At 40.8% G+C, this 25,864-nt stretch carries 18 protein-coding genes and 1 pseudogene; 15 read left to right on the top strand and 4 right to left on the bottom strand.

All coding sequences use genetic code 11. From position 1 onward, the window contains the following. Positions 1 to 14: 14 nt before the first annotated feature. The 4 genes and pseudogenes from glgX to F8R90_RS00135 form a co-directional block, all read right to left on the bottom strand. Positions 15 to 2,132 carry a glycogen debranching protein GlgX gene (gene glgX / locus F8R90_RS00150; RefSeq protein WP_196508535.1) on the bottom strand — a complete coding sequence of 706 codons (2,118 nt, stop codon included), beginning with the start codon at positions 2,130 to 2,132 and terminating at the stop codon, positions 15 to 17. Positions 2,133 to 2,302: 170 nt separating this feature from the next. Continuing rightward, positions 2,303 to 2,554: pseudogene (locus tag F8R90_RS00145) on the bottom strand (DUF1830 domain-containing protein); the annotation flags it as partial. 29 nt (positions 2,555 to 2,583) lie between these two features. Further along, the gene (locus F8R90_RS00140) at positions 2,584 to 3,213 is read right to left on the bottom strand and encodes a DJ-1/PfpI family protein (protein ID WP_196508534.1); all 630 of its coding nucleotides are present in this window, start codon (positions 3,211 to 3,213) and stop codon (positions 2,584 to 2,586) included. A gap of 153 nt (positions 3,214 to 3,366) precedes the next feature. After that, positions 3,367 to 3,759, bottom strand: a complete 393-nt coding sequence (locus F8R90_RS00135) for a carboxymuconolactone decarboxylase family protein (RefSeq protein ID WP_196508532.1) — start codon at positions 3,757 to 3,759, stop codon at positions 3,367 to 3,369. Between the two features lie 1,558 nt (positions 3,760 to 5,317). Between F8R90_RS00135 and F8R90_RS00125 the strand changes: the two genes are divergently transcribed. The 15 genes from F8R90_RS00125 (at position 5,318) to F8R90_RS00055 (ending at position 25,539) form a co-directional block, all read left to right on the top strand. After that, positions 5,318 to 8,395: a nuclear transport factor 2 family protein gene (locus F8R90_RS00125; protein ID WP_230966002.1), complete on the top strand. Its 3,078-nt coding sequence runs from the start codon at positions 5,318 to 5,320 to the stop codon at positions 8,393 to 8,395. 357 nt (positions 8,396 to 8,752) lie between these two features. Then, a complete protein-coding gene (locus F8R90_RS00120) occupies positions 8,753 to 9,940 on the top strand; it encodes a Nif11-like leader peptide family RiPP precursor (RefSeq protein ID WP_196508531.1) in 1,188 nt (395 codons plus the stop codon). A gap of 220 nt (positions 9,941 to 10,160) precedes the next feature. Then, positions 10,161 to 10,274: an alpha/beta fold hydrolase gene (locus F8R90_RS00115; protein WP_196508529.1), complete on the top strand. Its 114-nt coding sequence runs from the start codon at positions 10,161 to 10,163 to the stop codon at positions 10,272 to 10,274. Next, a complete protein-coding gene (locus tag F8R90_RS33765; protein WP_196508527.1) occupies positions 10,255 to 10,392 on the top strand; it encodes a PEP-CTERM sorting domain-containing protein in 138 nt (45 codons plus the stop codon). Before F8R90_RS00115 ends, F8R90_RS33765 begins: the two co-directional genes overlap by 20 nt. A gap of 62 nt (positions 10,393 to 10,454) precedes the next feature. After that, the gene (locus tag F8R90_RS00105) at positions 10,455 to 10,913 is read left to right on the top strand and encodes a nuclear transport factor 2 family protein (RefSeq protein WP_196508525.1); all 459 of its coding nucleotides are present in this window, start codon (positions 10,455 to 10,457) and stop codon (positions 10,911 to 10,913) included. A 68-nt stretch (positions 10,914 to 10,981) separates the two neighbouring features. Beyond that, positions 10,982 to 12,061, top strand: a complete 1,080-nt coding sequence (locus F8R90_RS00100) for a cupin domain-containing protein (protein ID WP_196508523.1) — start codon at positions 10,982 to 10,984, stop codon at positions 12,059 to 12,061. 176 nt (positions 12,062 to 12,237) lie between these two features. After that, on the top strand, positions 12,238 to 12,972 hold the full coding sequence (locus F8R90_RS00095) for an SDR family oxidoreductase (RefSeq protein WP_196508521.1): 735 nt from the start codon (positions 12,238 to 12,240) through the stop codon (positions 12,970 to 12,972). 54 nt (positions 12,973 to 13,026) lie between these two features. Next, positions 13,027 to 14,751, top strand: a complete 1,725-nt coding sequence (locus F8R90_RS00090) for an iron uptake porin (protein ID WP_331000576.1) — start codon at positions 13,027 to 13,029, stop codon at positions 14,749 to 14,751. A 308-nt stretch (positions 14,752 to 15,059) separates the two neighbouring features. Next, positions 15,060 to 16,253, top strand: coding sequence for an MFS transporter (locus F8R90_RS00085; protein ID WP_196508519.1), 1,194 nt, complete (start codon positions 15,060 to 15,062; stop codon positions 16,251 to 16,253). Positions 16,254 to 16,352: 99 nt separating this feature from the next. Next, entirely contained in the window at positions 16,353 to 17,900 is a 1,548-nt protein-coding gene (locus F8R90_RS00080; RefSeq protein ID WP_196508517.1) for an EthD domain-containing protein, read from the top strand. A 136-nt stretch (positions 17,901 to 18,036) separates the two neighbouring features. After that, positions 18,037 to 19,557 (top strand): 4-alpha-glucanotransferase, encoded by a 1,521-nt coding sequence (malQ, locus tag F8R90_RS00075; protein WP_196508515.1) that lies wholly within the window; start codon positions 18,037 to 18,039, stop codon positions 19,555 to 19,557. 129 nt (positions 19,558 to 19,686) lie between these two features. After that, on the top strand, positions 19,687 to 20,265 hold the full coding sequence (locus F8R90_RS00070; RefSeq protein WP_196508512.1) for an NADPH-dependent FMN reductase: 579 nt from the start codon (positions 19,687 to 19,689) through the stop codon (positions 20,263 to 20,265). 552 nt (positions 20,266 to 20,817) lie between these two features. Further along, the gene (locus tag F8R90_RS00065) at positions 20,818 to 21,627 is read left to right on the top strand and encodes an MIP/aquaporin family protein (RefSeq protein ID WP_196508510.1); all 810 of its coding nucleotides are present in this window, start codon (positions 20,818 to 20,820) and stop codon (positions 21,625 to 21,627) included. 86 nt (positions 21,628 to 21,713) lie between these two features. Continuing rightward, positions 21,714 to 22,487: a glucose 1-dehydrogenase gene (locus tag F8R90_RS00060; RefSeq protein ID WP_196508508.1), complete on the top strand. Its 774-nt coding sequence runs from the start codon at positions 21,714 to 21,716 to the stop codon at positions 22,485 to 22,487. A 394-nt stretch (positions 22,488 to 22,881) separates the two neighbouring features. Beyond that, a complete protein-coding gene (locus F8R90_RS00055; RefSeq protein ID WP_196508506.1) occupies positions 22,882 to 25,539 on the top strand; it encodes an MGH1-like glycoside hydrolase domain-containing protein in 2,658 nt (885 codons plus the stop codon). Positions 25,540 to 25,864 lie beyond the last annotated feature (325 nt).

Here is a 25,864-nt window from a genome sequence, read left to right as displayed (position 1 = left end):
CGTTGACCAGGAAACTATTTGGAAATCAAAACAACACTACTACGACCTTGAACTAAAGAGAAATTCTCTGGAATTAAAATCTCTTGCCCAGGTTCCATAATATCCATAGGAGAAGGTTGAGCAGTGTCGATAACTTTGTACCATTTTCTATCTGAAAGAGAAGGAATTTCAAATTTCAGAGTATCCCAGTACATGTTAAACATGACGTGGATATCTGCTGCTCCTTTAAAGCCTGCTAATGTAAAAGCGAGAACTCTAGCATGAGAATCTCCCCAAGCAGGTTTATGCAGATGTAAGCCATGCCAAGAGATGTCTGCCAAACCCCGCTCATTAACTTCACCATTGAAGAAGTGCCGGCGGTGCAAGGATTCATGACAATAGCATTTACGAAAACTAATTAACAGTTTGTAGAACCTGTATATATCAATATTCTTGTCTACAAGATTCCAATCAAACCAACTGATTTCGTTATCTTGGCAGTAGGCATTGTTATTGCCCTTTTGAGTACGCCTGACTTCATCACCATATGTAATCATCGGCACACCCTGGGAGAGCAAAAGAATAGTTGTAAAATTCTTAATTTGTCGCCGCCGCAGTGCATCAATATGTAAGTTGTCAGTTTCTCCTTCAACACCACAATTCCAACTCAAATTGTCATTAATTCCATCCCGATTGTGTTCGCCATTAGCGTCATTGTGCTTGTGATCGTAAGAAACTAAATCATTGAGAGTGAATCCATCGTGGCAAGTAATAAAGTTGACGCTATTAATTGGTAAGTGTCCGCTTGATTGGTAAAGGTCAGCACTTCCAGACATGCGCCAAGCCACTGCCCCTACGAGTCCTGGATCTCCTTTGATAAAGCGCCGAACGTCGTCTCGGAAGCGTCCATTCCATTCTGCCCAACGATAGCCTGGAAAGTAACCAATCTGATACAATCCAGCAGCATCCCAAGCTTCAGCAATAATTTTTGTCTCCGCGAGGACTTCGGATGTTTCAATTTGCCAAACTACTGGCGGATGAACCATCGGAACTCCATTTTGGTCGCGGGATAAGATAGAGGCTTCGTCAAACCGGAAGCCATCAACGTGCATCTCTTGCACCCAAAACTCTAAACAATCAACAATTAACTTCTGGATTAAAGGATGGTTGCAGTTAATCGTGTTCCCACACCCTGAATAATCCATGTAGTATTGTTTATCGAATGGTACAAGGTGATAGAAGATGCTATTGAAAAATCCCTTAAAGTTAATAGTTGGGCCTTGATGGTTTCCTTCACTAGTGTGGTTAAAGACTACATCTAGGATGACTTCAATTCCTGCCTTATGCAAGGCTTTAACCATATCCCGAAACTCTGTAATTGGGCTTTTATCATTAGGAGAAGCACAATATGAAGTTTCTGGAGCAAAAAAACTGTGTGGGTTATATCCCCAGTAATCTTTGAGTTGCTTACCATTGACTTCTCGCAAAACTTCTGTTTCATCAAAGTCAAATACTGGTAATAATTCAACTGCTGTAATTCCTAATTCTTGTAGGTAAGGAATCTTTTCGATTACTCCAGAAAAAGTACCAGGATTTTTGCAGCCAGAGGAAGCTGATTTAGTAAACCCGCGAACGTGTAACTCATAAATGATGGTTTCATTCATGGGTCGGTTCAAAGGGCGATCGCCTTCCCAGTCATAATCTGATATATCTATGACTACACTACGCATTGAAGTAGTCAAGTTATCTATAGACCCTAAAGCATCAGTGCGCTTCCACAGCGTAGTACTATTTCCTTTTGAGTAAGGATCAATCAGTACTTTATTTTTGTTAAAGCGATGTCCTTTGCCGTGTAAATCCTTAGGTCCATCAATGCGATAAGCATAAGCAGCACCAGGTTTTAAGCCTCTGACATAGATATGCCACAAAAAGAAAGTTTTATTCAGCTTTGGGTCTAACTCAATGATTTGTATTGGTTCTGCGTCGTCAGGTGTCTCAAATAATAACAGTTCTACAGATGTGGCATGTTCTGAAAAGATTGAGAAATTGACTCCATATTTGTCGGGTTTTGCACCCAAAGGATATGTGCGTCCCAACTCTAGTTGGTAATTGGTTGTAGTTTCTGCTTGATATTGAAATGTTGTTGCAATCATTTTCTCTTTCTTCTCACCTGAAAAATTAATTGATAATTGACTGAACAATTCCGCAACAGTTTGTGAGGAACAAGCATATGTTCTAAAACATAAATTCATTAATCATAGAAACCTAGTTTTTACCAATAGGAGTAACTGAGCTTCGCCTTGAGAAATGAATTGATGTTCTAGCTAATGCGTAAGCGATCGCACTGAATCTTATCTGAGAGAATTGCACTAGCTATAGTGCCCGTATGAATTTCCAGATCGGCATCGGCAGGTGCTTCAAAACGAAAACGTTGTTTTGGGAAAAGAACTCGCTCAAAGTACCAATTAGGAATATTTGCGATCCGAAGTACCTGAATCTGGCTAGTAGCGTTAACGTAATTGCAGACAATCCAACCAGACTGGTCAGAAATTAGCAGCGCTTTTCTTTCCCACATGACAGACTCGAATTTTTCATCCTAGTTGCTTACTTGGTAGCTAGCTGCAATTTCTGCTCATTAATTGCTTTTAAGAAAACTTCCATAAATTCGACAACTACATTCGGATGTTTTGCTGTAATTAGATTGCCATGAATATGTAGATTCGTTGTTCCATCGCCATCGAAGATAATAATGCCTCCTGCATTTTTGACATCACAAATGATGTTATGGGCACAAGTTACTTCCCGATTTTTCAACAATTCTGGATCAGCACAAAATAACCAAAGGCTATGACAAATAGTTCCAATATTTAATTTTCCAGCATCCATAGCCTTTACAGCTTTGCGGAGAAATTTGACAGCAGGAGATTGATTGGATTCCCCCTGTTGAGGATATTCTTCATAGCGCAGACGATCCATAGCGTATGCACCAATGAGAATAATGCCTTGATAATCAGTAGGTTGAATATCGTTTACTTCTACTGTAACAGTGACTTCTTCTGTTAACTCAACCCCCTTAAAGGTCAGTTGTTCTTGATTCCAAAGATGAGAAATATATTCGATCTCGTATCCATGAGATGGAAAAAAATCATTAAAAGCTCGAAACTCAATTTCATCAAAGTGTTCTTCAATGAGTACACCTATTTTACCCTGATTTTTAGTACCAGTAGTTACCATGATTTTGCCTCTTATTTGATTTGTACATATTTACGACATAGAAGTTGTACTGTTAGAATCAACGTACACTTTCTACTCGCTAATCAAAAACTCAATACCTGAAATAAAGTGTAATTTGGCGCTCAAGTTATTGTCTGGCACTGCATCAGTATGCTATTGATTGGAATTAAGAATATCGTTTAGAGTACCAAAACAGCCCGCGGCCTTATTAAATCCTGCGTAAACGCACATGAACAAAAAAAGTTCTTCTATTTCTGCACGTGTAGCGCCTTGTTGCATAGCCATCTTGACGTGCGCTGCAAAAGGACTACCAGTCCCGACTTGATCTTGATTGACAACATCAATAGCAATTGTGATTAAAGCCTTGGTTTTTTGGTCGATTAACGGCAGACCCCATGCTTCACCTGCTACACGAGTACAAAAATCCCCAAACTTCGGATTGATACTATTTAAAGCATCTTGAAGTTTTATATCATCTAAAACAGCATTTTTATATAGTGTTGCCTTGCCGTTTTGCTCCAATGCTGTATGATTCGTTGTACTCATAGTTTTTCTCCATCTATTACACAGATTTTGTTCTTGTACTGCAAAATTTTTTTGAGAATGCAAAGATCCACTCAGTGCTATGCTTGTGTAATACAGCAGTTCCAGATAGATAAATCGTGAACGAAAAAAAATCAGGATGAACCGTGAAGTATCGAAAGTATATATTCCCGCAGCGTCTCGTAGAGAAAAAAGAAAACAGAGAAGTGTTCACAGAAAATTGAGGATTGCTGTAATACCAAAAACTTTGATGAATAGCTTAATTTAGATTTCCATCGATTGAACCAATGCAACTATACTGATAATTTTTCTGGTTGTTCAGTACGAATTATGCTAAATTGTTTCATCATTATTCACAATGCACTAATAGCAGGCGTCTCAGCTAATATTCTCTCTTAATTTCTCTGGAACGCGTTGTCTCGCCTTTGTGTGATACTAGATTCATACTCTTAATTAGCAACACAACCTTAGGACGCAACAAGCTAATAATTAGCATAATATAGGACTCCAATTTGATTTTTGAAAAAATACTGAGACTGAAAAGCCTGTTTGATCAGGGTTTCATCTCAAATCCTGTTGAGAAATCAGATAGGATTCCTATAGGTACTTAAGAAGCACTCTTCTTTGTACTGGATTCTGATGAATCAAGGAAACTTGTTTCTTTATTTCTTTTTAACAATTCCAGAAAGTATCAGCCAGCTAATATCTTTAAGTTAAGACTAAACTTAAGCTTTTATACTACCTACAGGGATAATTTTGTAAAAATACTCTTGCTCAAGGCACTATCCGTAAAATATAATCACTGGCTTATAGCTGTACTTGTTTTCAGCAAATTAAGGCACTTATGACTGTAGAAAACAAAGTCAGCAAGTCCACCCGCATGATTCATGCAGGGCAAACGTATCTAAAGTATAAAGCCGAAGGGAAAAGGGAAAAGGGATAAACTCAACGCGGCCACAATTCTACTCGCTTAAAACCTTTTCCCCTTCCCCCTGAGCCTTCTTGATAAAAATCGTTTATTGCAATTTGCAGTAGGGGCGCACAGCTAGCTGTGTGCCCTACAATGCCAAAAAGGAAGCCCAAGAAGTGATTTTTGGAATCCCACAGCTTCAAGGCGTGGGAGGATGTTAAAACTTTCTCCAGTGATACTCTTAAATTGATCCTTAATTTATCGATCTTCTATACTCAAATCTTAAAAAAAAGTAAACAATTATTTCGTACTGAAATATTTGAACAGACTCAGACTAACAACTGGTTAGCAAATGTGCGTTTATCACTTTCTTCGTGTTGACAAATAAATTTAATAAGATATAGGAATTCTATCTGATTTTTGAACAAGATTTGAGGCTAAACTTTCTTCAAACAGGCTTTTGAGTCTAAGTATATTTCGCAAAAATAAATACTTAGACCTATATAATCACTAAGCGATCGCTAATATGAATGTAATTCATAATTAGATATGGACAAAGAAATGTTTGCTATCTCAGAACCAGATATCTGACTTAATTTCGTGAGATTTTTGCCCCTAACTAATTACTGAAGTTAATGGTTGCAGCCTAAAATGACATATGAAAAGGTGTACGAAAATGCAGTTCTGGATGATCAAGAACTCCAAGAGAGTTTAAAAGGTATCAATCCCAAGTTTGGTGATTTTGTTACTCGTGTAGCAGGAGAAGCATGGGGTTTACCATTAATTAACCAAAAGACTAAGGCTTTAATCACACTTGCAGTTGATGTAGCCAATCAAGACCATGTAGGTTCAGGAAATCCTTTTTCAGCACATGTGAATATGGCTCTCAAGCAAGGAGCAACTTCCGCAGAAATTGAAGAACTTTTTTTATTCATGTGCGTTTATGCAGGATTCAATAAGGTTGCAGGTTGTTTTGGTACTCTTAATCAAATTATTGAACAAAGTAGAGTTGGACAAATGATCTCAGCAATCAGAAAGGCCGATTATGCAATCCGCGATCAAAAAGGCAAATTAGTATTTTACGTTCTTTTATGGAAAAAAAAGGGAATAAAGCTAGACCTTTTTAATGACTATTGGAGAAATGTTCATGGTCCAGTCTGCGCTAGACTACCAGGCCAACATCAATACTGGCAGTTTCATTTATCTCATAATCAGGGTGATTTGTGGGCAGTGAGTAATGGTATAGACTACAACTCCCAGCCAGAAGATCAATTTGATGGTATTGCCGAATTAACCTTTGAGACAGAAGCAGACCGGCAGAAATGGTTTCAGGCTGCGGCTGTGTTAATGGATGATGAACATAACTTATTTCACAAAGCAATTGGATATAACACTAGCTTTGGTAATTCCAAAACTTATGTTGATACCATTACCACAGGAGACCCTAACGGAGAACTGGGTATTCTAAAGTTCCACGTCATGGTGAAAAAATCTGATGACGTGAGTGTGGAGGAGTTCCGTAAATATATGACAGATAGCTTTGCCTCAGCTATCGTCAAGAATGATTTGGTACTCAAATTTAGACTGCATTTATTTGAGGAAGTAGATAATTCGCGTCCTGATGCAGCAAGAGTAGTTCATAATGAACCACCACAGCAACAGTATCAGGCGGCTTTTGAAATTGCATTCTCCAATCCTTTGGAAATGGAAAGATTCTTTGCCTCGAAAGAGTATGCAATAGCAGTCAAAGAACAGGCAAAATATGTTAGACAAATCAATTCATTTGCAGAACGGAGTGTTTACACTTTTGTCTACAACGGTCAGATGACCTTAGCCGGTCAGCGGAGTTCTAAAGTGGCACAATTAATCGCAAAAGTCGGAGCAACCAATCAATTGCAGGAGAATATAGTTTCTCTTATGAATGGTAAGCAAAATGTTAAGTCTGAATTGGGTCATTATCTGCAAGGAATGCAACATGTCGGGGTTACAGTTCAAGACATGGAAAAATCCCTCGAATTTTATTTAGAAGTGTTAGGAGGGAAATTAGTTCTTTCAGAAAATGGTTTGATGGGTGATGGAATGCAAAACACTCTTTTTCAAAAAGAAGAGATAGATGCAATTTTTCAAGGAATTGACCCGCAAAATTTTGACATTCCCAACCTCAGAGATGAAAAAGATGCATTGGATATTAAATTTATCTCTTTTGGTAACACTTGTATTGAACTGATATACTTCCGAGATGCTGCGACACCAAATGCTTTAGTTTCTTCTAAAAACAGCATTCCTTCTCACATTGGTAATGTGAATGCAATGCATATCTCTTTCCATGTTAAAGATGAGATCGATTTGAATGTTTTCGCCAAAATGTTGGAAGAAGAGTGTCAAAAACGAGGGCTAACTAATGTTGTTTTTAATCGTGTAATTCGAGTAAAATCCGCAGAAGAAAGAAGAAAAATTGCCCTGAAATACAATTCTAATAAATTTTGGAATGAGCCAGATTTATTAGCAGAGGGTGAAGCAGAAACAGAATTTGGTGAATTTGAAGGCTGGGCATTGTTTTATTGTAAAGGCCCTAATGGAGAACAGCTTGAATTCAATCAAGTCACCCGTAAGGCTAAAGAACATTTTGATAAAGCACAGGAGGAATATAATATGTCGAATGGAATATCTATCCCTGTTTCCAATGGGAAAGCAGAAACTGCGATCGCCAATTTGAACCAAGCTAATATAGAAAGACTCCCAGGTACAACAACAGACTTGGTAAAACGCTTGTTCTCAAGAGGCGAAGCGTTTGATGCTGAAGGATTTATTACTTTCTTTACTGACACACCAGTTTATCAGTTCGGTAACTTTGAAGTGTGTTTGGATAAAGCTGCAATTAAGAAATCTGCGGAAAATTTCTTCAGCCAAATCTCTGCTGTATACCACGATATCAAGATGATTCGGGAAATCGAAGATGTGGTATTTGTGGAAATGGATGTGATTTACTGGCGCAAGGATGGTTCTGTAGTCACACTACCTTGCTCTGATATATTCCGCGTAGAGGGCGATAAATTCTCGGAACTGCGGATTTTTATGGATGTAAATCCTGTATTTAACCCAACAATTTTTGTCCCTCCCACAGCTTCGGTATTTACTATCAGCCAAGGCAAAAAACTTGCTGGATCGGGTATCATGAGGAAGCATTTTGCAGAACATCCTGAAGGTAAAAAAAGGGTGGAAGCTGGATTTGTTCCTAAATGGTCAATAGATGGGCCGAAATGGTCCATAGGTCAGCAAGAAGTAAATTTATCAGAACAGTTACAAGCTGTTGTGCAACTGTCTGAGTTCGTACTCAAGGAAAATTGGGAACAAGCTAAGAATTTTCTAACTGATGATATCTTTTATAAGGTTGGTTCATCTGAACCAGTTTACGGGAAGCAAGCTGTTGTGAACTTCTTGTCTTCTTTGTTTACAAATACTGCCAAATTTATCAATCATGAAGTCAGAAAAATCTGGCAAGAGCCGGGCATTGTTGTTGTAGAAATGGATGCAAAATACATCACTATCCAGGATAAAAGACATTTGACGATCGCCTGTTGTGATATTTATCGCTTGAGAGGCAACCAGGTGAGTGAATGGCGGGTTTATGCAGATATTCTGCCATTTTATCAAACTAGCCCCCAAGAACAACCAACTCCAACCAATGGTAATGGAAATAAATATACTTCCAGTGTTGGATTGAAATAGTCACATCAAATTGATTTCCACTATCAGGCGAAGATTTTTCGGGTCATGAATTATGTTCTCCTTGGTTAATTTTTCTAGACAGCGAATGCAGCGATCGCTACATATATAGTCATCCGCTTTGATTTGTGAAATTATTTGCGTAGTCCGGGAGTGCGGAGTGCAAAGTGGGGAGTAGGAAAAAAGGCTGTTTGAGTGTACGCAGTTTTTTCACACAATCAAATATGAGTCCTATATTTTTAGTTGATCGGTGTGTAGGTTTCAATCAACCATCTGCTCATAGAAAGCTTAACCAAAGAGATTTTTCTCGAAAATTGGCTATGAATTCCACAAATTATAGAAACAAAATGAGGTTAGATCATGTCACAAAAAGTAATTAGTTTATTAGCATCTGCGTTTGAAAATCCTAGCTTGCAACAGAAACTTCACTCAGCTAATACTCCCGAAAGCTTCGTCAAAATAGCATCTGAAAATGGCTATGAAATTACTAAAGAAGAATTAGCCAAATCACTTGGTACAGTACATGTGGTTTTTGGTGAAGTCGTTCTATCAATGATGGATGAGTTAATGGCAGGAGCATCTGCTTCAAACGATAAAACCCCGACAATAGAAAAAATTTCTGGAACCAATGTAGACTTAGTAAAGCGCTTGTTTTCTAGAGGTGAAGCTTTTGATTCAGAAGGATTCATTACCTTTTTTACCGAAAATCCAATATATCAGTTCGGCAATTTTGAAGTCTGTTTAGATAAAGAATCGATTAAAAAATCGGCGGACAACTTCTTCAATCAAATCTCGGCGGTGTATCACGAAATCAAGGTGATATGGGAACTAGGAGATTTGGTCTTTGTAGAAATGGATGTTCTCTACTGGCGCAAAGATGGCTCGCTGATTTCTCTTCCTTGCACAGATATTTTCCGCGTCGAAGGAGATAAGTTCAGTGAACTGCGGATTTTCATGGATGTGAATCCTGTATTTGATCCTACCCTTCCTGTTCCTCAATCTGCTTCTGTGTTGACTGCAAAAGAAGGAAAGCAATTATTACCTCCTGGAACAATGAGGAAGCACTTCGCAGAACATCCCGAAGGAAAAGAAAGAGTCAAAAATGGATTTGTCCCCAAATGGTCAATCGCTGGGCCTAAATGGCAAATTGATTATGAAAATAAAGCTAATGACAAATCATCAGAACAGTTAAAGGCTGTGGGTGAATTAGCTCAGTCCGTAATGAATCAAGATTGGGAAAAGGTCAAAACTTACTTAACTCCTGACATCTTTTACAAAGTAGGTTCAGGTGAACCTGTTTATGGGCCTCAAGCTGTTGTAAATTTCTTTAAGCAAGTATTTAACAATACTGCGGTGTTTTATGGTCATGAGGTCCGGAAAGTTTGGCAAGAGCCAGACATCATCACCATAGAAATGGATGCCAAATACCAGTTAGTTGGAAGTAAAAAGCATGTTACTATTGCCTGCTGCGACATCTATCGCCTGAGAGGAAACCAGGTGAGTGAATGGCGGGTTTATGCAGATATGTCTCCGTGGAACACCCTGTGAGGCTGAAAGGGCGACATTTTCAGGTCAGCAACAACTTGTCAATAAGTAATCATGCTTAAAATATCGTTAAAAATCGTGTTTACAACCTCGATTTTTAACCCAGCAATGCCAAAGGGCAAGCCTCTAAGTGTCCACGCCCCATCTTGAAAAACATGGTTCAGTTCATCCTTTGTCAGTGCAACCTTAACTTAGCAGTAGTGAAACAAAGCTAGATAGCCAAATGGCTGAAGACATCTACCAGATCGTCCAGCATCTCGGTTTTGATGATATCTCTCTCGTCGGGCACGACATAGGCGGACAGATCGCCTACGCCAATGCTTATTCGGAAGGTTAATATTCCTGAACCGAGTTCTACATTGAGCATACTCGCCTTTGGCGCTTTCAGTAGTGCTGCGCTGTTAAAGCGCAGACAGCGACAGACAGAAACCTCAAAGTTGTTTCGAGCAAAGTAGAAACTGATTTTGTTTCGTCAATAGCTAGCTTCAAATAATTAATAGACAAAAAAGGAGTAATTATGTCAGAACAGTTACTTTCGGAACAGTTAGAAGCTGTTGTACAACTGTCAAGCTTCGTACTTAATGAAAATTGGGAACAAGCCAAGCGATTTCTCACTGATGACATCTTTTATAAAGTTGGTTCATCGGAACCTGTTTATGGTAAACAAGCTGTGGTGAATTTTTTATCTTCTATGTTTACAAATACCGCCAAATTTACAGGGCATAGCGTCCGAAAAATTTGGAATGAACCAGGCATTATTGTTGTAGAAATGGATGCCAAATACATCACTGTGCAGGATAAAAGACATTTGACCATAGCCTGTTGTGATATTTACCGCTTGAGAGGCAACCAAGTGAGTGAATGGCGAGTTTATGCAGATATTTTGCCTTTTTATCAAACTAACTCCCAAGAACAACCAACCCAAACAAATGGCAATAGAAATAAAGATTCTTCCAGTGCTGTTTTGAGCAGGTAACAGTGAGTTAACAGAGTCGTTGTTAGGATGTCAAAACTGTAGATTTTTAGTTAAAGAGTCACCTGTATATGGTTACTAAAAAAAAGTTATCAATGCTTGTCGCTGGAGCAGTGATTTCAGGTTTTTGTTTAGGGCTACAAGCTGCATACGCACACGGTGGGCAGGAACATAGTGGGCATGAAGAAGAATCAGAGAATGTTTTAGTTGTACCACCAGAAGCCCCAGGTCGTGAGGCATTCTACGCATCGGGCGACCTGTATACCTTTTTAGCAACTGGCAAAGAAACCAAGCAACTGTTCTCGCTATTCAATTTTGACGTTCCACCTGGGGGCGGGCCTGATCTACACGTCCACGGTCGTGAAGCTGAGTCGTTCTTTATTCTACAGGGAGAGTTGACGGTTCAGATGGGAGACCGTAACAACAGCATGGTTGCGACCCCCGGAACCTTCATTTACCTTCCTAAAGGTAGACCTCACTCATTTATAAACAATACATCAACGCTGGTGAGGACGCTATCGCTCACTACTCCCGCCGGACTTGAGAATTTATTCATTAACTTAGGCATACCAGTTACCGACAGAAATGTTCCGCCACCTCCCATCACTGAAGAGGATCTCCGAAGATTTGCCGAAGAAGGCCCGAATTACGGTCTACAACCTATACCACCTGGAACCACACTCCCCCCAACAGATGGACTTTTAGATTTCGTAGTAGTGCCGCCTGGGGCACCAAATCGTGAGTCATTTTTACTTGGGGGTAACAGGTATACTTCTTTAGCAACTGGCAACGAGACTGGCGGTCTGTTCTCGCTATTTGATGTTTCCGTTCAACCGGAAGCTGAGGGTGGACTGCTACAGAGCAACTCTAAGGATGCTGAATCGTTCTATGTGCTAGCAGGGGAGCTGACATTCGAGTTGGAAAACCAAAGCTTTGTTGCCAAACCCGGAACCTTTGTTTATCTTCCCGAAGACACACCTTACAGCTTTCAAAACCTTGGAACCACCCAGGCAAGGACGCTGTTCCTTCGTACCCCGACTCCTGTCCCCGAACCATCTTCTTGGTTGGGTGTATTGGGATTTGGTACGATTTTAGTGTTGAAACAGAAGCAGAAACAGCAGAAATTAGCCAGTTTTTCAAACCCAGAGTAACTAAGAATCTGTGATGAACCGAACTTAATTACTTGAGGACTTGCCCAACTCTGATGCCTGAAACCTCTTTGTTTGAAACTCAGCGTTGGTAAGTAGTTTCTTGTTGCTTAGTCTAAACTCCAGTCATCTATAGAGATTCAGCTAAACTGATCAGCGAAATCAAGGAGAATAACAATATGGGAACACTTGTCGGAAAAGTCGCAATTGTGACTGGAGCATCACGGGGTATTGGACGGGCGATCGCAGAACGGTTAGCTGAAGACGGTGCGTCCGTTGTGGTAAACTATGCTAACAATTCTGCCAAAGCTAAAGAAGTGATCGCAGGTATCGAAGCTAGAGGCGGACAAGCCCTTGCCTTACAAGCTGACATCAGCAAAGTTAACGATATCCGCCACTTGTTCCAAGCAACAATCGATCACTTCGGTCACTTGGATATCTTAGTCAACAATGCAGGACTTGCCATTTATAAGCCATTCGTGCAACTGACGGAGGAAGAATTTGATACGGTCTTTACGGTCAACACTCGGGGTACTTTCTTCGCCTTGCAGGAAGCAGCGCGGTGGATGGCGGACAACGGTCGCATCGTCAGCATTTCAACAGGTGGCACTGTTTCGCCTAGCCCTACCGCTTCCATCTACGCTGGAAGTAAAGCAGCAGTTGAGCAGTTTACAAAAGTACTTGCTAAGGAAATAGGAGAACGGGGTATTACAGTTAACGCTGTTTCACCAGGATTTACGGATACGGAAATGCTCGCTAGCAATCCCCAATTGAAAGAAAAGGGACTGAAGATGTCTCCCTTGGGTAGATTGGGGCAACCTGCTGACGTAGCCGATGTCGTTGCGTTCTTGGTCAGTGAAGAAGCACGCTGGCTCACAGGACAAAACATCCAAGCTGGCGGCGGAGCGGTATAGATTCATACGCTTGGGCAAAGAAATTGATTTGTTAAAGTATTTTACAAATTACCAGTGGTGAGAAGAATTTATTTCCACTTGATCAGTAGCCTCAGCATCCTGGGACTAATTGCCCAGAGTACTTCTGCATTAGCTGGAATGTCTGAGTCTACTGCTGTTAGCCGAGAATGGTTAATTACTCCTGAGGCAGTATCTGCTGCAAACTTTGACGTTTGGGGAACAACAGACAAAACCACGACAGCTACAACCATTCCACCTACCACCACTTTCATAGCCCAACTAGCCCCAGATGCTACTCTCCAGGGTGAAACTGTTTCCACGCCTGCCTCAATGGATTCAGTCACCTCTGTATCCCAGTTTGCAGATGTGCAGCCTACTGACTGGGCTTTTCAAGCATTGCAGTCCTTAATTCAACGCTATGGTTGTATCACCGGTTATGCCGATGGCACTTATCGTGGCAACCAAGCTTTAACCCGCTATGAATTTGCTGCTAATTTAAATGCTTGTTTAGAGCGAGTTAATCAGCAGATTGCTACAGCGACAGCAGACTTAGTAACACAAGAAGAATTAGTTACTTTGCAACGTTTGCAAACTGAATTTTCACCAGAACTCGCCGCCTTGCGAGGTCGTGTGGATAGTTTAGAAGCACGCACGGCAGAGGTGGCAGCTAATCAATTCTCTACCACTACAAAGCTCATTGGTCAAGCAATTTTTGCGGTGAATATGGGCGGATTTAGTGGCGATCGCATCATTGCTCCCACAGGGGCAGTGATTGCCGATGAAAACCCGAATGCTACCTTTATCTATCGGGCTTCTCTAAATCTGAACACCAGTTTTAACGGCACCGATCTGTTACAAATCCGCTTACTTTCAGGCAGCGATGGTTCCAATGATAACGCCGCCGGATTTTTGGAACCCAACTTTGGCAGTGTCCTAGACTTTTCTGTTCCTGGTAGGAACGACCAGTTAGGTATCGGTCGTCTGTTCTACACTTTCACCCCTGTTAAGGATCTGAGTGTAACTCTGGGAGCAGCGATCGTTGCTACAGACTTTGTAGATAAAAACGCCTACGCTAATACAAGTTTTCTGGACTTTTCAACCCAAGCATTGATCAATAACTTTATCCTATTCCCCCGTCCGGCTGGATCTGGTGCAGTCATTAACTGGAATCCGGGAGGAGGCGCATTTAAGCTACGGGCAGTGTATGTAGCTGCAAATGGAGCTAGTTTAAACTCTGATAGCCAGAGATTTATTGGTGGACCATCAGCTCCTATATTGATATTTCCTAACCGTGGTGGTGATGGTGGTTTGTTCGCAGATCCTTACCAAGGCATCATTGAACTAGAGTACTCTGAGGGCAAAGCTTTTGCTGTGCGTCTCCAATACGCTGGCGGTGAAGTATTAGATAGCCGCTTTAATGCTTTCGGAGTCAACTTTGAACTAGCACTCTCACAAACAATGGGTATCTTTGGTCGTTATGGTTATGGCGACTATAGCAACACATTCCAAGGTGACATTAACCCCAACTACTGGATGGCTGGTATCGCTTTCCGGGATTTGTTCCTACCAGGAAGTTTAGCTGGTATTGCTGCTGGTCAACCGTTCATTGAAAATACAGTAGGAAATGCCACCCAAACTAATATTGAAGCGTTTTATAACTTACCAATTAGCGACAACATCAGAGTTACGCCATTGGTACAGGTAATCATCGACCCTGGTAATCAGAACATTAACGGCACGATTATCACTGGTACAGTGCGGACTGTCTTTTCCTTCTAGAATCTGCGCTCCTACTATTAGAAATATCCACAAATTAACCTCAAAATTGGCGTTGCTGAATTTGAATATGAAATTCAAAAATCAACTCTTCTCAACTCTTACTCTGGAGGGACTCTGCGCCTCTGCGTGAACAACTTTGCGTAAAATCGTAGCAAATTTAGGGTTGAAATTTAAACGCAGAAGAGCGCAGAGGTAAGCGCAAAGGTACGCAGAGAATTCGCTACGAATTAATGAAATTTTGTATTTAGCTATAGGGAGAAATACAACACTTATTTACTTTTCATTGTTAATAATAAGGAAGCCTAAATATGGATTCAATTGAACATATCAGTCACGGTAAAAACCGTAGTCCAGTCTATCTTGATCAAAATCTTCTGATTATTTTCGGTATTACTTTGATGGGTATACTAGGAGTTTCCAGTGTGACTCCGGCTTTTCCAAAGCTAGCCCAAGAATTAAATGTACCACCTCAAGATGTTGGATTACTGGTGACGGTATTCACCTTCCCTAGTATCTTACTAACTCCTGTTCTCGGTGTCCTGGCAGACCGATTAGGCAGAAAAAAAATACTTGTTCCCTCACTGATGTTATTTGGAATTGCCGGAGTAGCATGTGCCTTTGTTCGTGATTTTAATCTGTTATTAATATTACGTTTCATTGAGGGTATGGGTGCAGCTTCCTTAAATTCTCTGAATGTGACGCTGATTGGCGATTTATATTCAGGTAAAGAACGCACCACTGCTATGGGCTACAACGCCAGTGTCAGTAGTGTAGGTACTGCAACTTATCCAACTATTGGCGGAGCAACTGCGGTGATGGGATGGAATTATCCCTTTATGCTTCCCATATTGGCCATACCTATAGGACTGCTTGTTTTGTTTTCACTCAAAAATCCGGAACCAAAAAGCAAGCAGAATTTTATTGAGTATGTGAGAAATGCATGGGGAAGTGTGAGAAATAGACAATTTTTTGGAATTTTTTTCAGCACGGTTGCAACTTTCATGCTCCTCTATGGAGCCTATGTAACCTATTTGCCAATTGTGATGAAAAATTCCTTCAATGCCTCTGCTTTTACGATTGGCATTATTCTCTCAAGTATGTCTGTTACAATTACACTCACATCACTGCAATTGGGAAAATTAACAAAAAAGTTCTCACAAAAAAGTTTGGTGAGAGCATCATTTGTACTCTTTGCGATCGCTCTAGCAATAATTCCCTTGATTCACAGTCTTTGGTTCCTGTTAATTTCAACAATGATTTTTGGCATAGGCCTTGGCATCGGCTTCCCTAGTATTCAAACTCTCTTAGCAGAGATGGCACCCAAGGAATATCTAGCTGCAATTATGTCGATAAATGGAACCTTTTTAGGATTTGGGCAAACTTTAGGACCACTATTAATGGGAATAGCTTTTGGCATGTTTGGAATTAGTAGTGTTTTTTATGTGGCTGCAATCTTTTCCCTTGCCACTCTTTTAGTTTTTAAACGTTGCACATGCATGTAATCAATTAAGGTTATTCTGGAAAAATTGAAACATCAAACAAGTTTAAGGATTAAGTTTTCATCTCAACCAAAATAGTAGATGTAGCAAAGGAAAGCAGTAATGTTAGCAACAAGTAGAAAATTCGATTATGCAGTCAGGGATCAAAAAGGTAAAGTATCCTTCTATGTTCTCTTGTGGAAACGTAAAGGAATTTCTCTAGAACTTTTTGATGACTATTGGAGAGACGTTCACGGCCCAGTTTGCGCCAGACTACCAGGACAGAATCAATACTGGCAGTTTCACGTAGCTGCAAATGAAGGTGGTCTATGGCCAACTATTAACGGCATTGAATACACTTGTCCAGAAGAAGATCAATTTAATGGTATTGCCGAATTAACCTTTGAGACAGCAGCCGAACGGGATCTCTGGTTTAAATCTGCTGCCATCCTCATGGATGATGAGCATAATGTATTCAGGAAAGCCATCGGTTACAACAGTAGTTTTGGTAATTCTCAAACTTATTTTGATAGCATTCCCACAGGAGATCCTAACGGTCAATTAGGTGTAATTAAGTTTCACGTTATGGTGAAAAAATCTGATGCCGTGAGTGTGGAAGATTTTCGCCGATATCTCACAAATAGCTTTGCACCATCTGTTATCCAGAGTGATTCTGTTCTCAAATTCCGCCTACATTTGTTTGAGCAAGTAGATAATTCTCGCCCAGATGCGGCTGGAGTTTCTCATTACGAATCCCCAGAAAAACAGTATCAAGCTGCGTTTGAAATTGCTTTTGCTAATCCTTTGGAAATGGAAACATTTTTTGCTTCCAAAGAATATGCGATCGCTGTTCAAGACCAAGCTAAATATGTGCAGCGGCTTTTACCATTTCCCGAACGAAGTGCTTACACTTTTGTTTACGACGGCAAAATGACTCTAGCAGGTCAGCGCAGTTCTACAGTAGCAGAATTGATTGCAAATATTGGCGCAACTAATCAACTCAAGGAGGACGTAGTTAGTCTTATGTTAGAGCAGAAACTCATTTCTTACTCAAATGGCCAGTCGAATGGTCACCAAAACACCAACACAACCAACACATTGATTAATAAACGAACTAACTACTACAAAGATTTAGCCGCAGATTATTCTCGACCAGGACTTGTGAGTGCTTATGTAGCAAAAAAACTCATAGAGGATGCTGAAAAAATTGTGGCAATGAAAGAAAGAACTTTGCCAGAAATTAGTCCTTATTACACTCTAGAACAAATTGAACAAGAAAATAAAGAATGGTGGCCTACCCATTGTGAGGCATTGAGACAGGGACGTGGCGATATATTAACAGGTGAATATCGAGATGATTTAGTTTATTTCTGTCAGGATGGACCTTATCAAGGCTTAGAACAACAAAAAGAGCGCGAACAGCATTGGTGGGCATTAATTGCTCAACCAGGTGTGACCATGTGCTGGCCAATTGTCATGTTTCATGGTGAAGTTACCTACTTTGAATGGAAGTGTGTCGATGATGAAACCAACGAAACACTCGCCAAGGGAAATGTTACCTGGATTCGACGTGGCCATCGAGGCGGATGCTATCTCAAAACAGAACAATTGACGTTCTACCGCGATGTTTTTGCTCCCAGTGAACTGCTGAAGTTAATCAAGACTGCCTAAGACAGGAGTGGGGAGGTGGGGAGATGGGGAGACAAATTGTAAGAAGTCTTTGGTGTTGTCGCCAGTCCCCTCCCCACTCCCCAGTTCCAGGAAATATTTGATCAACGTAGATTTAGCTTAACCATAGGGTCTTGATATGCCTTTTCCTAGATCTAGCGGTATTTTATTACACCCCACTTCTTTTCCAAGTCGGTTTGGTATTGGTGACTTGGGATTTGAAGCTTATTGGTTTGTTGACTTTTTGGCAGACAGTGGACAGCGGCTTTGGCAAATATTGCCATTAGGACCTACGGGAGATAGTAATTCTCCCTATGCATCTTATTCAGCAATGGCAGGAAATCCATTGTTACTTAGTCCCGAACTCCTGGTAGAAAAGGGTTTGCTAGCTAAAGAAGACCTTTTCGATCTGCCAGAATATAGCACTGTAACAGTAGATTTTGAGCGGGTCATCCAAACCAAGATGCCTTTGCTGCAAAAAGCCTTTAAGAACTTTAAAGCCTATGCTTCATCTATTCAGCACAAGGAATTTGAACAGTTTTGTCAAACTAGGGCTTACTGGCTAAATGACTATGCGTTATTTATGGCGCTGAAGTATGTTCATGGGGATGCCAAATGGAATAGTTGGGAACCAGCTTTAGCCAAACGTGAACCAGATACAGTCCAACAATGGCAACAACGATTAAGCCATGAAATTTCTTACTACAAATATCTTCAGTTTGAGTTTTTCTATCAATGGTCAAACTTAAAGCGTTATGCCAATCAACGTGGCATCCAAATCATCGGAGATATTGCAATTTATGTGGCTTACGATAGCGCTGATGTTTGGTCTCATCCCCAAATCTTTTGTCTTGATGAACAAACAGGTTCACCTGCATTGATGGCAGGAACACCGCCAGACTACTTCAGTACCACTGGTCAATTATGGGGTAACCCGGTCTATAATTGGGCGCAGTTACAAAAACAAGACTTTGATTGGTGGGTACAGCGTTTCCAAACCATCCTTGATTATGTAGACTTGATTCGGATTGACCATTTCCGGGGCTTCCAAGCATACTGGGCGGTAAAACAAGGGGAAACAACGGCTGTTAATGGTGAGTGGATTCAAGCTCCTGGAGAGATTTTCTTTGAAGTACTCAACCAAAAGTTAGGCAAGTTACCAATCATCGCCGAGGATTTGGGAGAAATCACACCCGATGTAGAAGCTTTGCGTGACCAGTTTGAATTTCCTGGGATGAAAATTTTGCAGTTTGCTTTTGATTCTGGCGCTGATAATCCGTTTTTACCATTCAATTATCCCCGCAACTGTGTGGTTTATACTGGCACTCACGACAATGACACAACAGTAAGCTGGTTTAATCAACTAGCAGATCAAGATTCAAAAGCAGTTTTTCACTATTTAGGTTGTACCAATTCTGCGGATATCCACTGGGATTTAATTCGCTTAGCATATAGTTCTGTAGCTAATCAAGCGATTATTCCTCTACAAGATATTTTGGGATTGAATACTTCTGCTCGGATGAATTTACCTGGCCAAAGTGTAGGTAATTGGGGATGGCGTTATGAATCTGCGGCTTTAACAAAACAGCTGCGCGATCGCCTGAAAACCATGACTGAAATTTATGGACGAGCTGTTTCTCACAGCACCTTACAAGCATAATAAGTCTTGATCATAGAGGCTATTTCTCTAAAAGCTCTATATCTGCACTCACAAAACAAAACTGTTGCGATCGCTTTTGTCGTAGCAAGAACCGTATAATTCGCGAACACACTGTTACAACTAATACTTATGACATCTACACCTAAAATCCTGGCCTTTGCTGGCAGCACCCGCGTTGATTCCTACAACAAAAAATTGGTCAAAATTGCGGCGGCTGGCGCTCAAGCAGCAGAAGTAGAAGTGACTTATTTAGACCTACGCGATTTACCACTACCTCTTTTTGATGAGGATTTGGAAGCTCAAGAAGGTTTACCTGTAAACGCCCGCACTCTCAAGGATTTGCTGATTTCTCATCAAGGATTGCTGATTGCTTCGCCTGAATACAACAGTTCACTCACACCAGTTTTGAAGAATGCCATTGACTGGGCATCCCGTCCATCTGCAAATGAAGCTCCATTGACTGCTTTTGTAGATAAGGTTGCTGCAATTATGAGTGCTTCACCTGGCGGTCTTGGTGGTTTGCGGGGGTTGTCTCAACTGCGGTCTATTCTGGAAAATATAGGAGTTTTGGTACTTCCCGCTCAGGTAGCCGTACCTAAAGCTTATGAAGCCTTCAACACCGATGGCAGCTTAAGAGATCCCCAACAGCAAGAATCTATTGAGAAACTAGGTAAGAATGTAGCAAACATATTGCTGAAGCTTTACTAAATTTTTGATAATTTTCTAAACCAGATGCACTAAGGCTACTAATACTATTTGGGATTGGGAATTGCTTTGTGCATCTGGGTTTTGTAAATCTATCTGTGTTAATCATTTGAATTAAATTTGATAGCAATTTGGTGGCGGTTTATTAAGAGGTTGTTTGAAAAGTGGTTAGCTGTATCTTTGCACCTATTGATCCCCCTTTCAAAAGCAGGGCTGTTTCATTCCCTAAAAGGCGCTGATTTACAAGCGTTTCAAGCAAAAAAAACAGGTGACTAAAAAATCTGATTGGGCAAGAAAATGGTGAACGCACTTAAATTTGCTGGTTGAGGTGGTAGTTTTTCTTTTTCCCACTCAAGCAAATTTCTGACTCATACTCTTGACAAAATCCCTAAGAGATCGAATGAATCAGCCCTGCCTTTCAAGAAAGGGGGGGGGAAACTTCTTAAAGTCCCCCTTTTGAAGGGGGATTTAGGGGGATCTAAAACTTTTTGCTACCAACAATAAGACTTTTCAAACATCCTCTAAGTCCACTTTGATTTTTGAACTTATAAACTTATGAATAACTTCATAAATTGGAAAAGTTTTAATTGGTCTGAATATGGTGCAGAATTCCTTGGAACTGCATTCAATCTGTTGGTTGGATTCAGTATAATTACTTTCAATTTTGGTAAAGGTTTACCTATGGAGCGGCTCATCCCCCCAGAGAGTCCTCGTTTACTGATTAATGGCTTAATCTTTGCTGGAAGTGGGGCACTGTTTACTATTTCCCCATTGGGAAAACTAAGTGGCGCTCATCTCAATCCTTGCGTATCACTGGCTTTTTGGATACAAGGAAAAATGCATGGGCGTGACCTAATTGGATACATAATTAGTCAATTTTTAGGTGCAATTATTGGCACATTTTTAGTAACAAAATTGTGGGGTGAGTATGCTCTAAGCGTGAATAATTGCATCACCTTGCCTGGTAAAATTTACCCCCTTTGGTATGTATTTTTGGCTGAGGTTTTGATGACCTTTCTGTTAGTGCTGTGTGTATTTATTTTCTTAAGCCATACTCGATTATTACGCTGGACACCTTTAATGGTGTGGCTTCTTGTAGCAACTATGGTTTGGTTAGGAGCGCCAATTTCTGGTACTAGTTTGAATACGGCACGCAGCATGGGGCCTGCTTTAATTTCATGGTTCTGGCAAGACCAGTGGCTTTATTGCATTGCGCCACCATTAGGGGCATTGATTGGTGTAGGAGTATTTCGATTAATAGCTATGGGTGAACGCGAAGTTTTAACAGGTAAACTTTTTCACGTTCCCCATTATCCTTGCATTTTCAAAAACGTTAAAGTGCCACATCTGAAGAAACAGTACTAGATTTAACGTTACACCTATTCACAGAATTTACTTTATTTTCATGCAAGGATTCAGGTCAAACAAATATCAAAATCAAGAGAAAGTCAATGAATAAACTTCAAGGTAAGGTAGCTTTAGTAACTGGCAGCAGCAGCGGAATTGGTCAAGCTATTGCTGTGCGTCTCGCTCAAGAAGGTGCAGATGTTGTGATTGACTATCGCTCTCATCTCGAAGGGGCTGAAGAAACTCTATCAAAAGTAGAAGCTTCTGGACGCAAAGGTTTAATTGTCAAAGCTGACTTAAGTGTCATTAGCGACATCCGCCAGCTGATAAACGAAGGTATTCAATACTTTGGTAAACTCGACATTTTAGTAAACAATGCCGGTATTGACGGCAAGAATGCAGATTTCTGGGACATCACTGAAGCTGACTATGATGCGGTGCTAAATCTCAACCTGAAAGGCACATTTTTTGCTACTCAAGCGATAGTACAGTACTTGATCGAAACCAAACGAACTGGCAAAATTATCAACATTAGCTCTACCCATGAGGAAATAGCGTTTCCTCACTTCACTTCCTACTGTGCTAGTAAGGGTGGTGTGAAGATGATGATGCGTAATTTAGCAGTTGAACTTGGGCCTTTGGGAATCACAATCAACAATGTGGCTCCAGGAGCAATTGAGACACCAATCAATAGTAAGCTATTAAACGATCCTGAAAAGTTAGGGGCGCTGTTGAAGAACATTCCCTTGGCTCGCTTAGGCAAGCCGGAGGATATCGCACCGATAGTTGCTTTTTTAGCCTCATCTGATGCCGACTATATCACAGGCGCAACCTTTTATGTAGATGGGGGGCTTAGCCGGAACTATCACGAACAGTAGGTAAGCTTTTACGCATTTAAATCCCATATAGCAGTCCGATTTGATTTAGGAACCTATCCCACTAAGAGGATGTTTGAAAAATCCTCTTGTCGGTAGCAAAACGTTTTACATCCGCCTAAATCCCCCGATAAATTGGGGGACTTTGATTCTATTTCCCCCCTTTTTAAGGGGGGCTAGGGGGGATCAACAAGTGCAAAGATACAGCTAACTACTTTTCAAACATCCTCTAATAAGATTTGTGCTAAAAATAAAAAATCAAGATTTTCAAGCACATTTTCCCAAAAGAAGTAGGAATTTTGAGAATAGTGGGATAGCTTCATATTTTTGTTCATCTACTTCAAGATAAGGCACTCAAAACTCTTTCAACTCTCAAAATTCAATACACAAAATAGCTATGACCCAAGAAGAAGCAAGATTAGCAGCAGACAGCGATCGCACTGCCTACTGGAAACGATGGGGTTCCTATCTGAGTGAACGCCAGTGGGGAACGGTGCGAGAAGACTATAGCGCTGATGGTAGCGCCTGGGACTTTTTCCCCCACGACCATGCCCGCTCCCGCGCCTATCGTTGGGGAGAGGATGGGATTGCTGGAATTTCTGATAATCATCAGCGATTGTGTTTTGCGATCGCTCTCTGGAATGGTAACGATGCAATTCTCAAAGAGAGACTTTTCGGTCTCACAGGGAATGAGGGTAATCACGGAGAAGATGCTAAAGAATACTACTTCTACCTGGATAACACCCCTACTCATTCCTATATGAAATATCTTTATAAATATCCCCAAGGTGCTTTCCCCTACACCCAACTGGTAGAAGAAAATCGACGCAGAGGCCGCCAAAGTCCGGAGTTTGAATTAATCGATACTGGTATATTCGACCAAGACCGCTACTTTGATGTATTCGTTGAGTATGCTAAAGCTTCACCCGAAGACATTTTGATTCAAATCAGTGTAATTAATCGAGGACCGGAAGCAAAAACGCTGCATTTGCTACCAACGCTCTGGTTTCGCAATACCTGGTCTTGGACTTCTGGTGAAGAAAAGCCGTGGTTGAAAATTAGCGAATCTAACTCTGAACTCAGTACCATCGAAGCTTATCACCCTTCTTTAGAAACCCAATGGTTGTATTGTAATCAAACTCCAGAACTACTATTTACAGAAAATGAGACTAATAATCAAAGATTGTTTGGGGTCAGCAATGCTTCGCCATACGTTAAAGATGGAATAAATAATTATGTAGTGAATGGGCAAAAAGATGCTGTCAATCCCAATCGAATTGGCACTAAGTTTGCTGCTGTTTACAAATTGGATATCGGTGCAGGCGAAACTAAGATAGTACGATTGCGCTTAAGTGACGTGCAAAATTTAATTGCACCATTTGGAAGTGATTTTGACACAATTTGCGAAGAACGCCAGCGTGAAGCAGATGAATTTTATCAGCGAATCTGCCCGTTTCCTTTATTAGAAGATAGGCAGAATGTGCAGCGGCAAGCATTTGCTGGAATGCTATGGAGCAAACAATTTTACTACTATGTAGCTGACCAATGGCTCAAAGGCGATCCGGCTGGACCGCAACCGCCAGCATCACGACTTCATGGCAGAAATCATGAGTGGGTTCATCTATTTAACGATGACATACTTTCCATGCCTGACAAATGGGAATATCCTTGGTTTGCGGCTTGGGATTTAGCTTTTCACGTAATTCCACTCTCCATGATTGACCCGGATTTTGCCAAACTGCAACTCAGCCGCTTGACACGGGAGTGGTATATGCATCCTAACGGTCAACTACCAGCTTATGAATGGGCTTTTGGTGATGTGAATCCACCGGTTCATGCTTGGGCTGCATGGCAAGTTTATCAGATTGAGCAAAAAATCTATGGTCGTGCGGATAAAAAATTTCTGGAGAGTGTTTTCCAGAAATTACTGCTGAATTTTACTTGGTGGGTTAACCGGAAAGATTTTGAGGGCAAAAATATCTTTCAAGGTGGCTTTTTAGGTATGGATAATATTGGTGTGTTTGACCGTAGTGTTCAACTACCAACTGGTGGATATTTGCAACAAGCAGATGGCACAAGTTGGATGGCAATGTATTGTCTGAATATGCTGACCATCGCCCTAGAGTTAGCAAAGGAAAATTCCACCTATGAAGACATCGCCAGCAAGTTTTTCGAGCATTTTTTATACATTGCTGATGCCATGAATGGTGTTGGTGATGCCCAAATAGCACTTTGGGACGAAACTGATGGCTTTTACTACGATGCTCTACATTTACCCGATGGTCATCAATTCCCGATGAAAGTGCGATCGCTGGTGGGGTTAATTCCATTATGTGCTGTGAGCATTTTAGAACCAGAAATCTTGGATCAGCTACCAGGCTTTAGACAACGGACGCAATGGTTTTTGCAAAATCGCCCTGACTTGACCCGAAATATCGCTTGTATGCAGAAACAAGGAATTGGTGAGCGTCGGCTGTTAGCGATCGCTTATCCAGATAAACTCCGTCGCATCTTAGAGAAAATGTTAGATGCAACAGAATTTTTCAGTCCTTATGGTATTCGTTCTGTTTCTAAAGTTCATGAGTCCCATCCTTACGTTTTGACCGTAGATGGTCAGCAGTATCGAGTAGATTACGAACCTGCTGAGTCTAGCACAGCTATGTTTGGCGGTAATTCCAACTGGCGGGGACCAATTTGGTTTCCGATTAATTATTTATTGTTAGAATCGCTGCAAAAGTTTTATCGCTACTTTGGTGACGATTTCAAAGTTGAGTGTCCTACTGGTTCTGGACAAATGATGACACTCAAGGAAGTAGCAATTGAATTAGCTCAAAGGCTGATCCAAATTTTTCTCACAGATGCTTCTGGTAAACGACCTTTTTATGGTGGAGTCGAAAAATTCCAAACTGACCCGAATTGGCGCGACCTGATTTTGTTCAATGAATACTTTCACGGAGATAATGGCGCTGGTATTGGTGCTAGTCATCAAACTGGTTGGACAGGTTTAATTGCCAAATTAATCCAGCAGTGTGCAGAACAGGTGTTGTCAGATTAATTGCAAGCTTCTGCTTGTGGGAGATAAAAATTCCACCTTCGGTGTTCGATTCTAGTTTTCGCTACTGCTATCGTTGCGAACAGCCCTCATTTTTTGGGGGTTTTCGCTATGCGGCTAGTAAATTTCTCAGTACACCTTACCATCAATCAGCTACAAAATTAACTTTTAAAATCTACAGTGTCTGGTGCGATCGCAATTTTGATTTCCGACCGCTTTTTGCGCTGAGGTCTACTAAGTTCATTCTTAATTTCTCTTTCTTCCCTTGTCAAAATATTCTAAATATCTCAACATAGATAAAATTGATAACCGTGCGATGATCAAAATT

This window comes from Nostoc sp. NZL (genome assembly GCF_015714705.1).
In the GTDB taxonomy this organism is placed as follows: Bacteria; Cyanobacteriota; Cyanobacteriia; order Cyanobacteriales; family Nostocaceae; genus Nostoc; species Nostoc foliaceum_A.
The sequence above is the reverse complement of the archived record's forward strand: the minus strand, read 5'-3'. Positions and strand labels throughout refer to the sequence as shown.

Bases quoted from the DNA above. Each gene is read 5' to 3' on its own strand.
- glgX (WP_196508535.1), bottom strand. From the start codon at position 2,132: ATGATTGCAACAACATTTCAATATCAAGCAGAAACTACAACCAATTAC.
- F8R90_RS00140 (WP_196508534.1), bottom strand. From the start codon at position 3,213: ATGGTAACTACTGGTACTAAAAATCAGGGTAAAATAGGTGTACTCATT.
- F8R90_RS00135 (WP_196508532.1), bottom strand. From the start codon at position 3,759: ATGAGTACAACGAATCATACAGCATTGGAGCAAAACGGCAAGGCAACA.
- F8R90_RS00125 (WP_230966002.1), top strand. From the start codon at position 5,318: ATGACATATGAAAAGGTGTACGAAAATGCAGTTCTGGATGATCAAGAA.
- F8R90_RS00120 (WP_196508531.1), top strand. From the start codon at position 8,753: ATGTCACAAAAAGTAATTAGTTTATTAGCATCTGCGTTTGAAAATCCT.
- F8R90_RS00115 (WP_196508529.1), top strand. From the start codon at position 10,161: ATGGCTGAAGACATCTACCAGATCGTCCAGCATCTCGGTTTTGATGAT.
- F8R90_RS33765 (WP_196508527.1), top strand. From the start codon at position 10,255: ATGCTTATTCGGAAGGTTAATATTCCTGAACCGAGTTCTACATTGAGC.
- F8R90_RS00105 (WP_196508525.1), top strand. From the start codon at position 10,455: ATGTCAGAACAGTTACTTTCGGAACAGTTAGAAGCTGTTGTACAACTG.
- F8R90_RS00100 (WP_196508523.1), top strand. From the start codon at position 10,982: ATGGTTACTAAAAAAAAGTTATCAATGCTTGTCGCTGGAGCAGTGATT.
- F8R90_RS00095 (WP_196508521.1), top strand. From the start codon at position 12,238: ATGGGAACACTTGTCGGAAAAGTCGCAATTGTGACTGGAGCATCACGG.
- F8R90_RS00085 (WP_196508519.1), top strand. From the start codon at position 15,060: ATGGATTCAATTGAACATATCAGTCACGGTAAAAACCGTAGTCCAGTC.
- F8R90_RS00080 (WP_196508517.1), top strand. From the start codon at position 16,353: ATGTTAGCAACAAGTAGAAAATTCGATTATGCAGTCAGGGATCAAAAA.
- malQ (WP_196508515.1), top strand. From the start codon at position 18,037: ATGCCTTTTCCTAGATCTAGCGGTATTTTATTACACCCCACTTCTTTT.
- F8R90_RS00070 (WP_196508512.1), top strand. From the start codon at position 19,687: ATGACATCTACACCTAAAATCCTGGCCTTTGCTGGCAGCACCCGCGTT.
- F8R90_RS00065 (WP_196508510.1), top strand. From the start codon at position 20,818: ATGAATAACTTCATAAATTGGAAAAGTTTTAATTGGTCTGAATATGGT.
- F8R90_RS00060 (WP_196508508.1), top strand. From the start codon at position 21,714: ATGAATAAACTTCAAGGTAAGGTAGCTTTAGTAACTGGCAGCAGCAGC.
- F8R90_RS00055 (WP_196508506.1), top strand. From the start codon at position 22,882: ATGACCCAAGAAGAAGCAAGATTAGCAGCAGACAGCGATCGCACTGCC.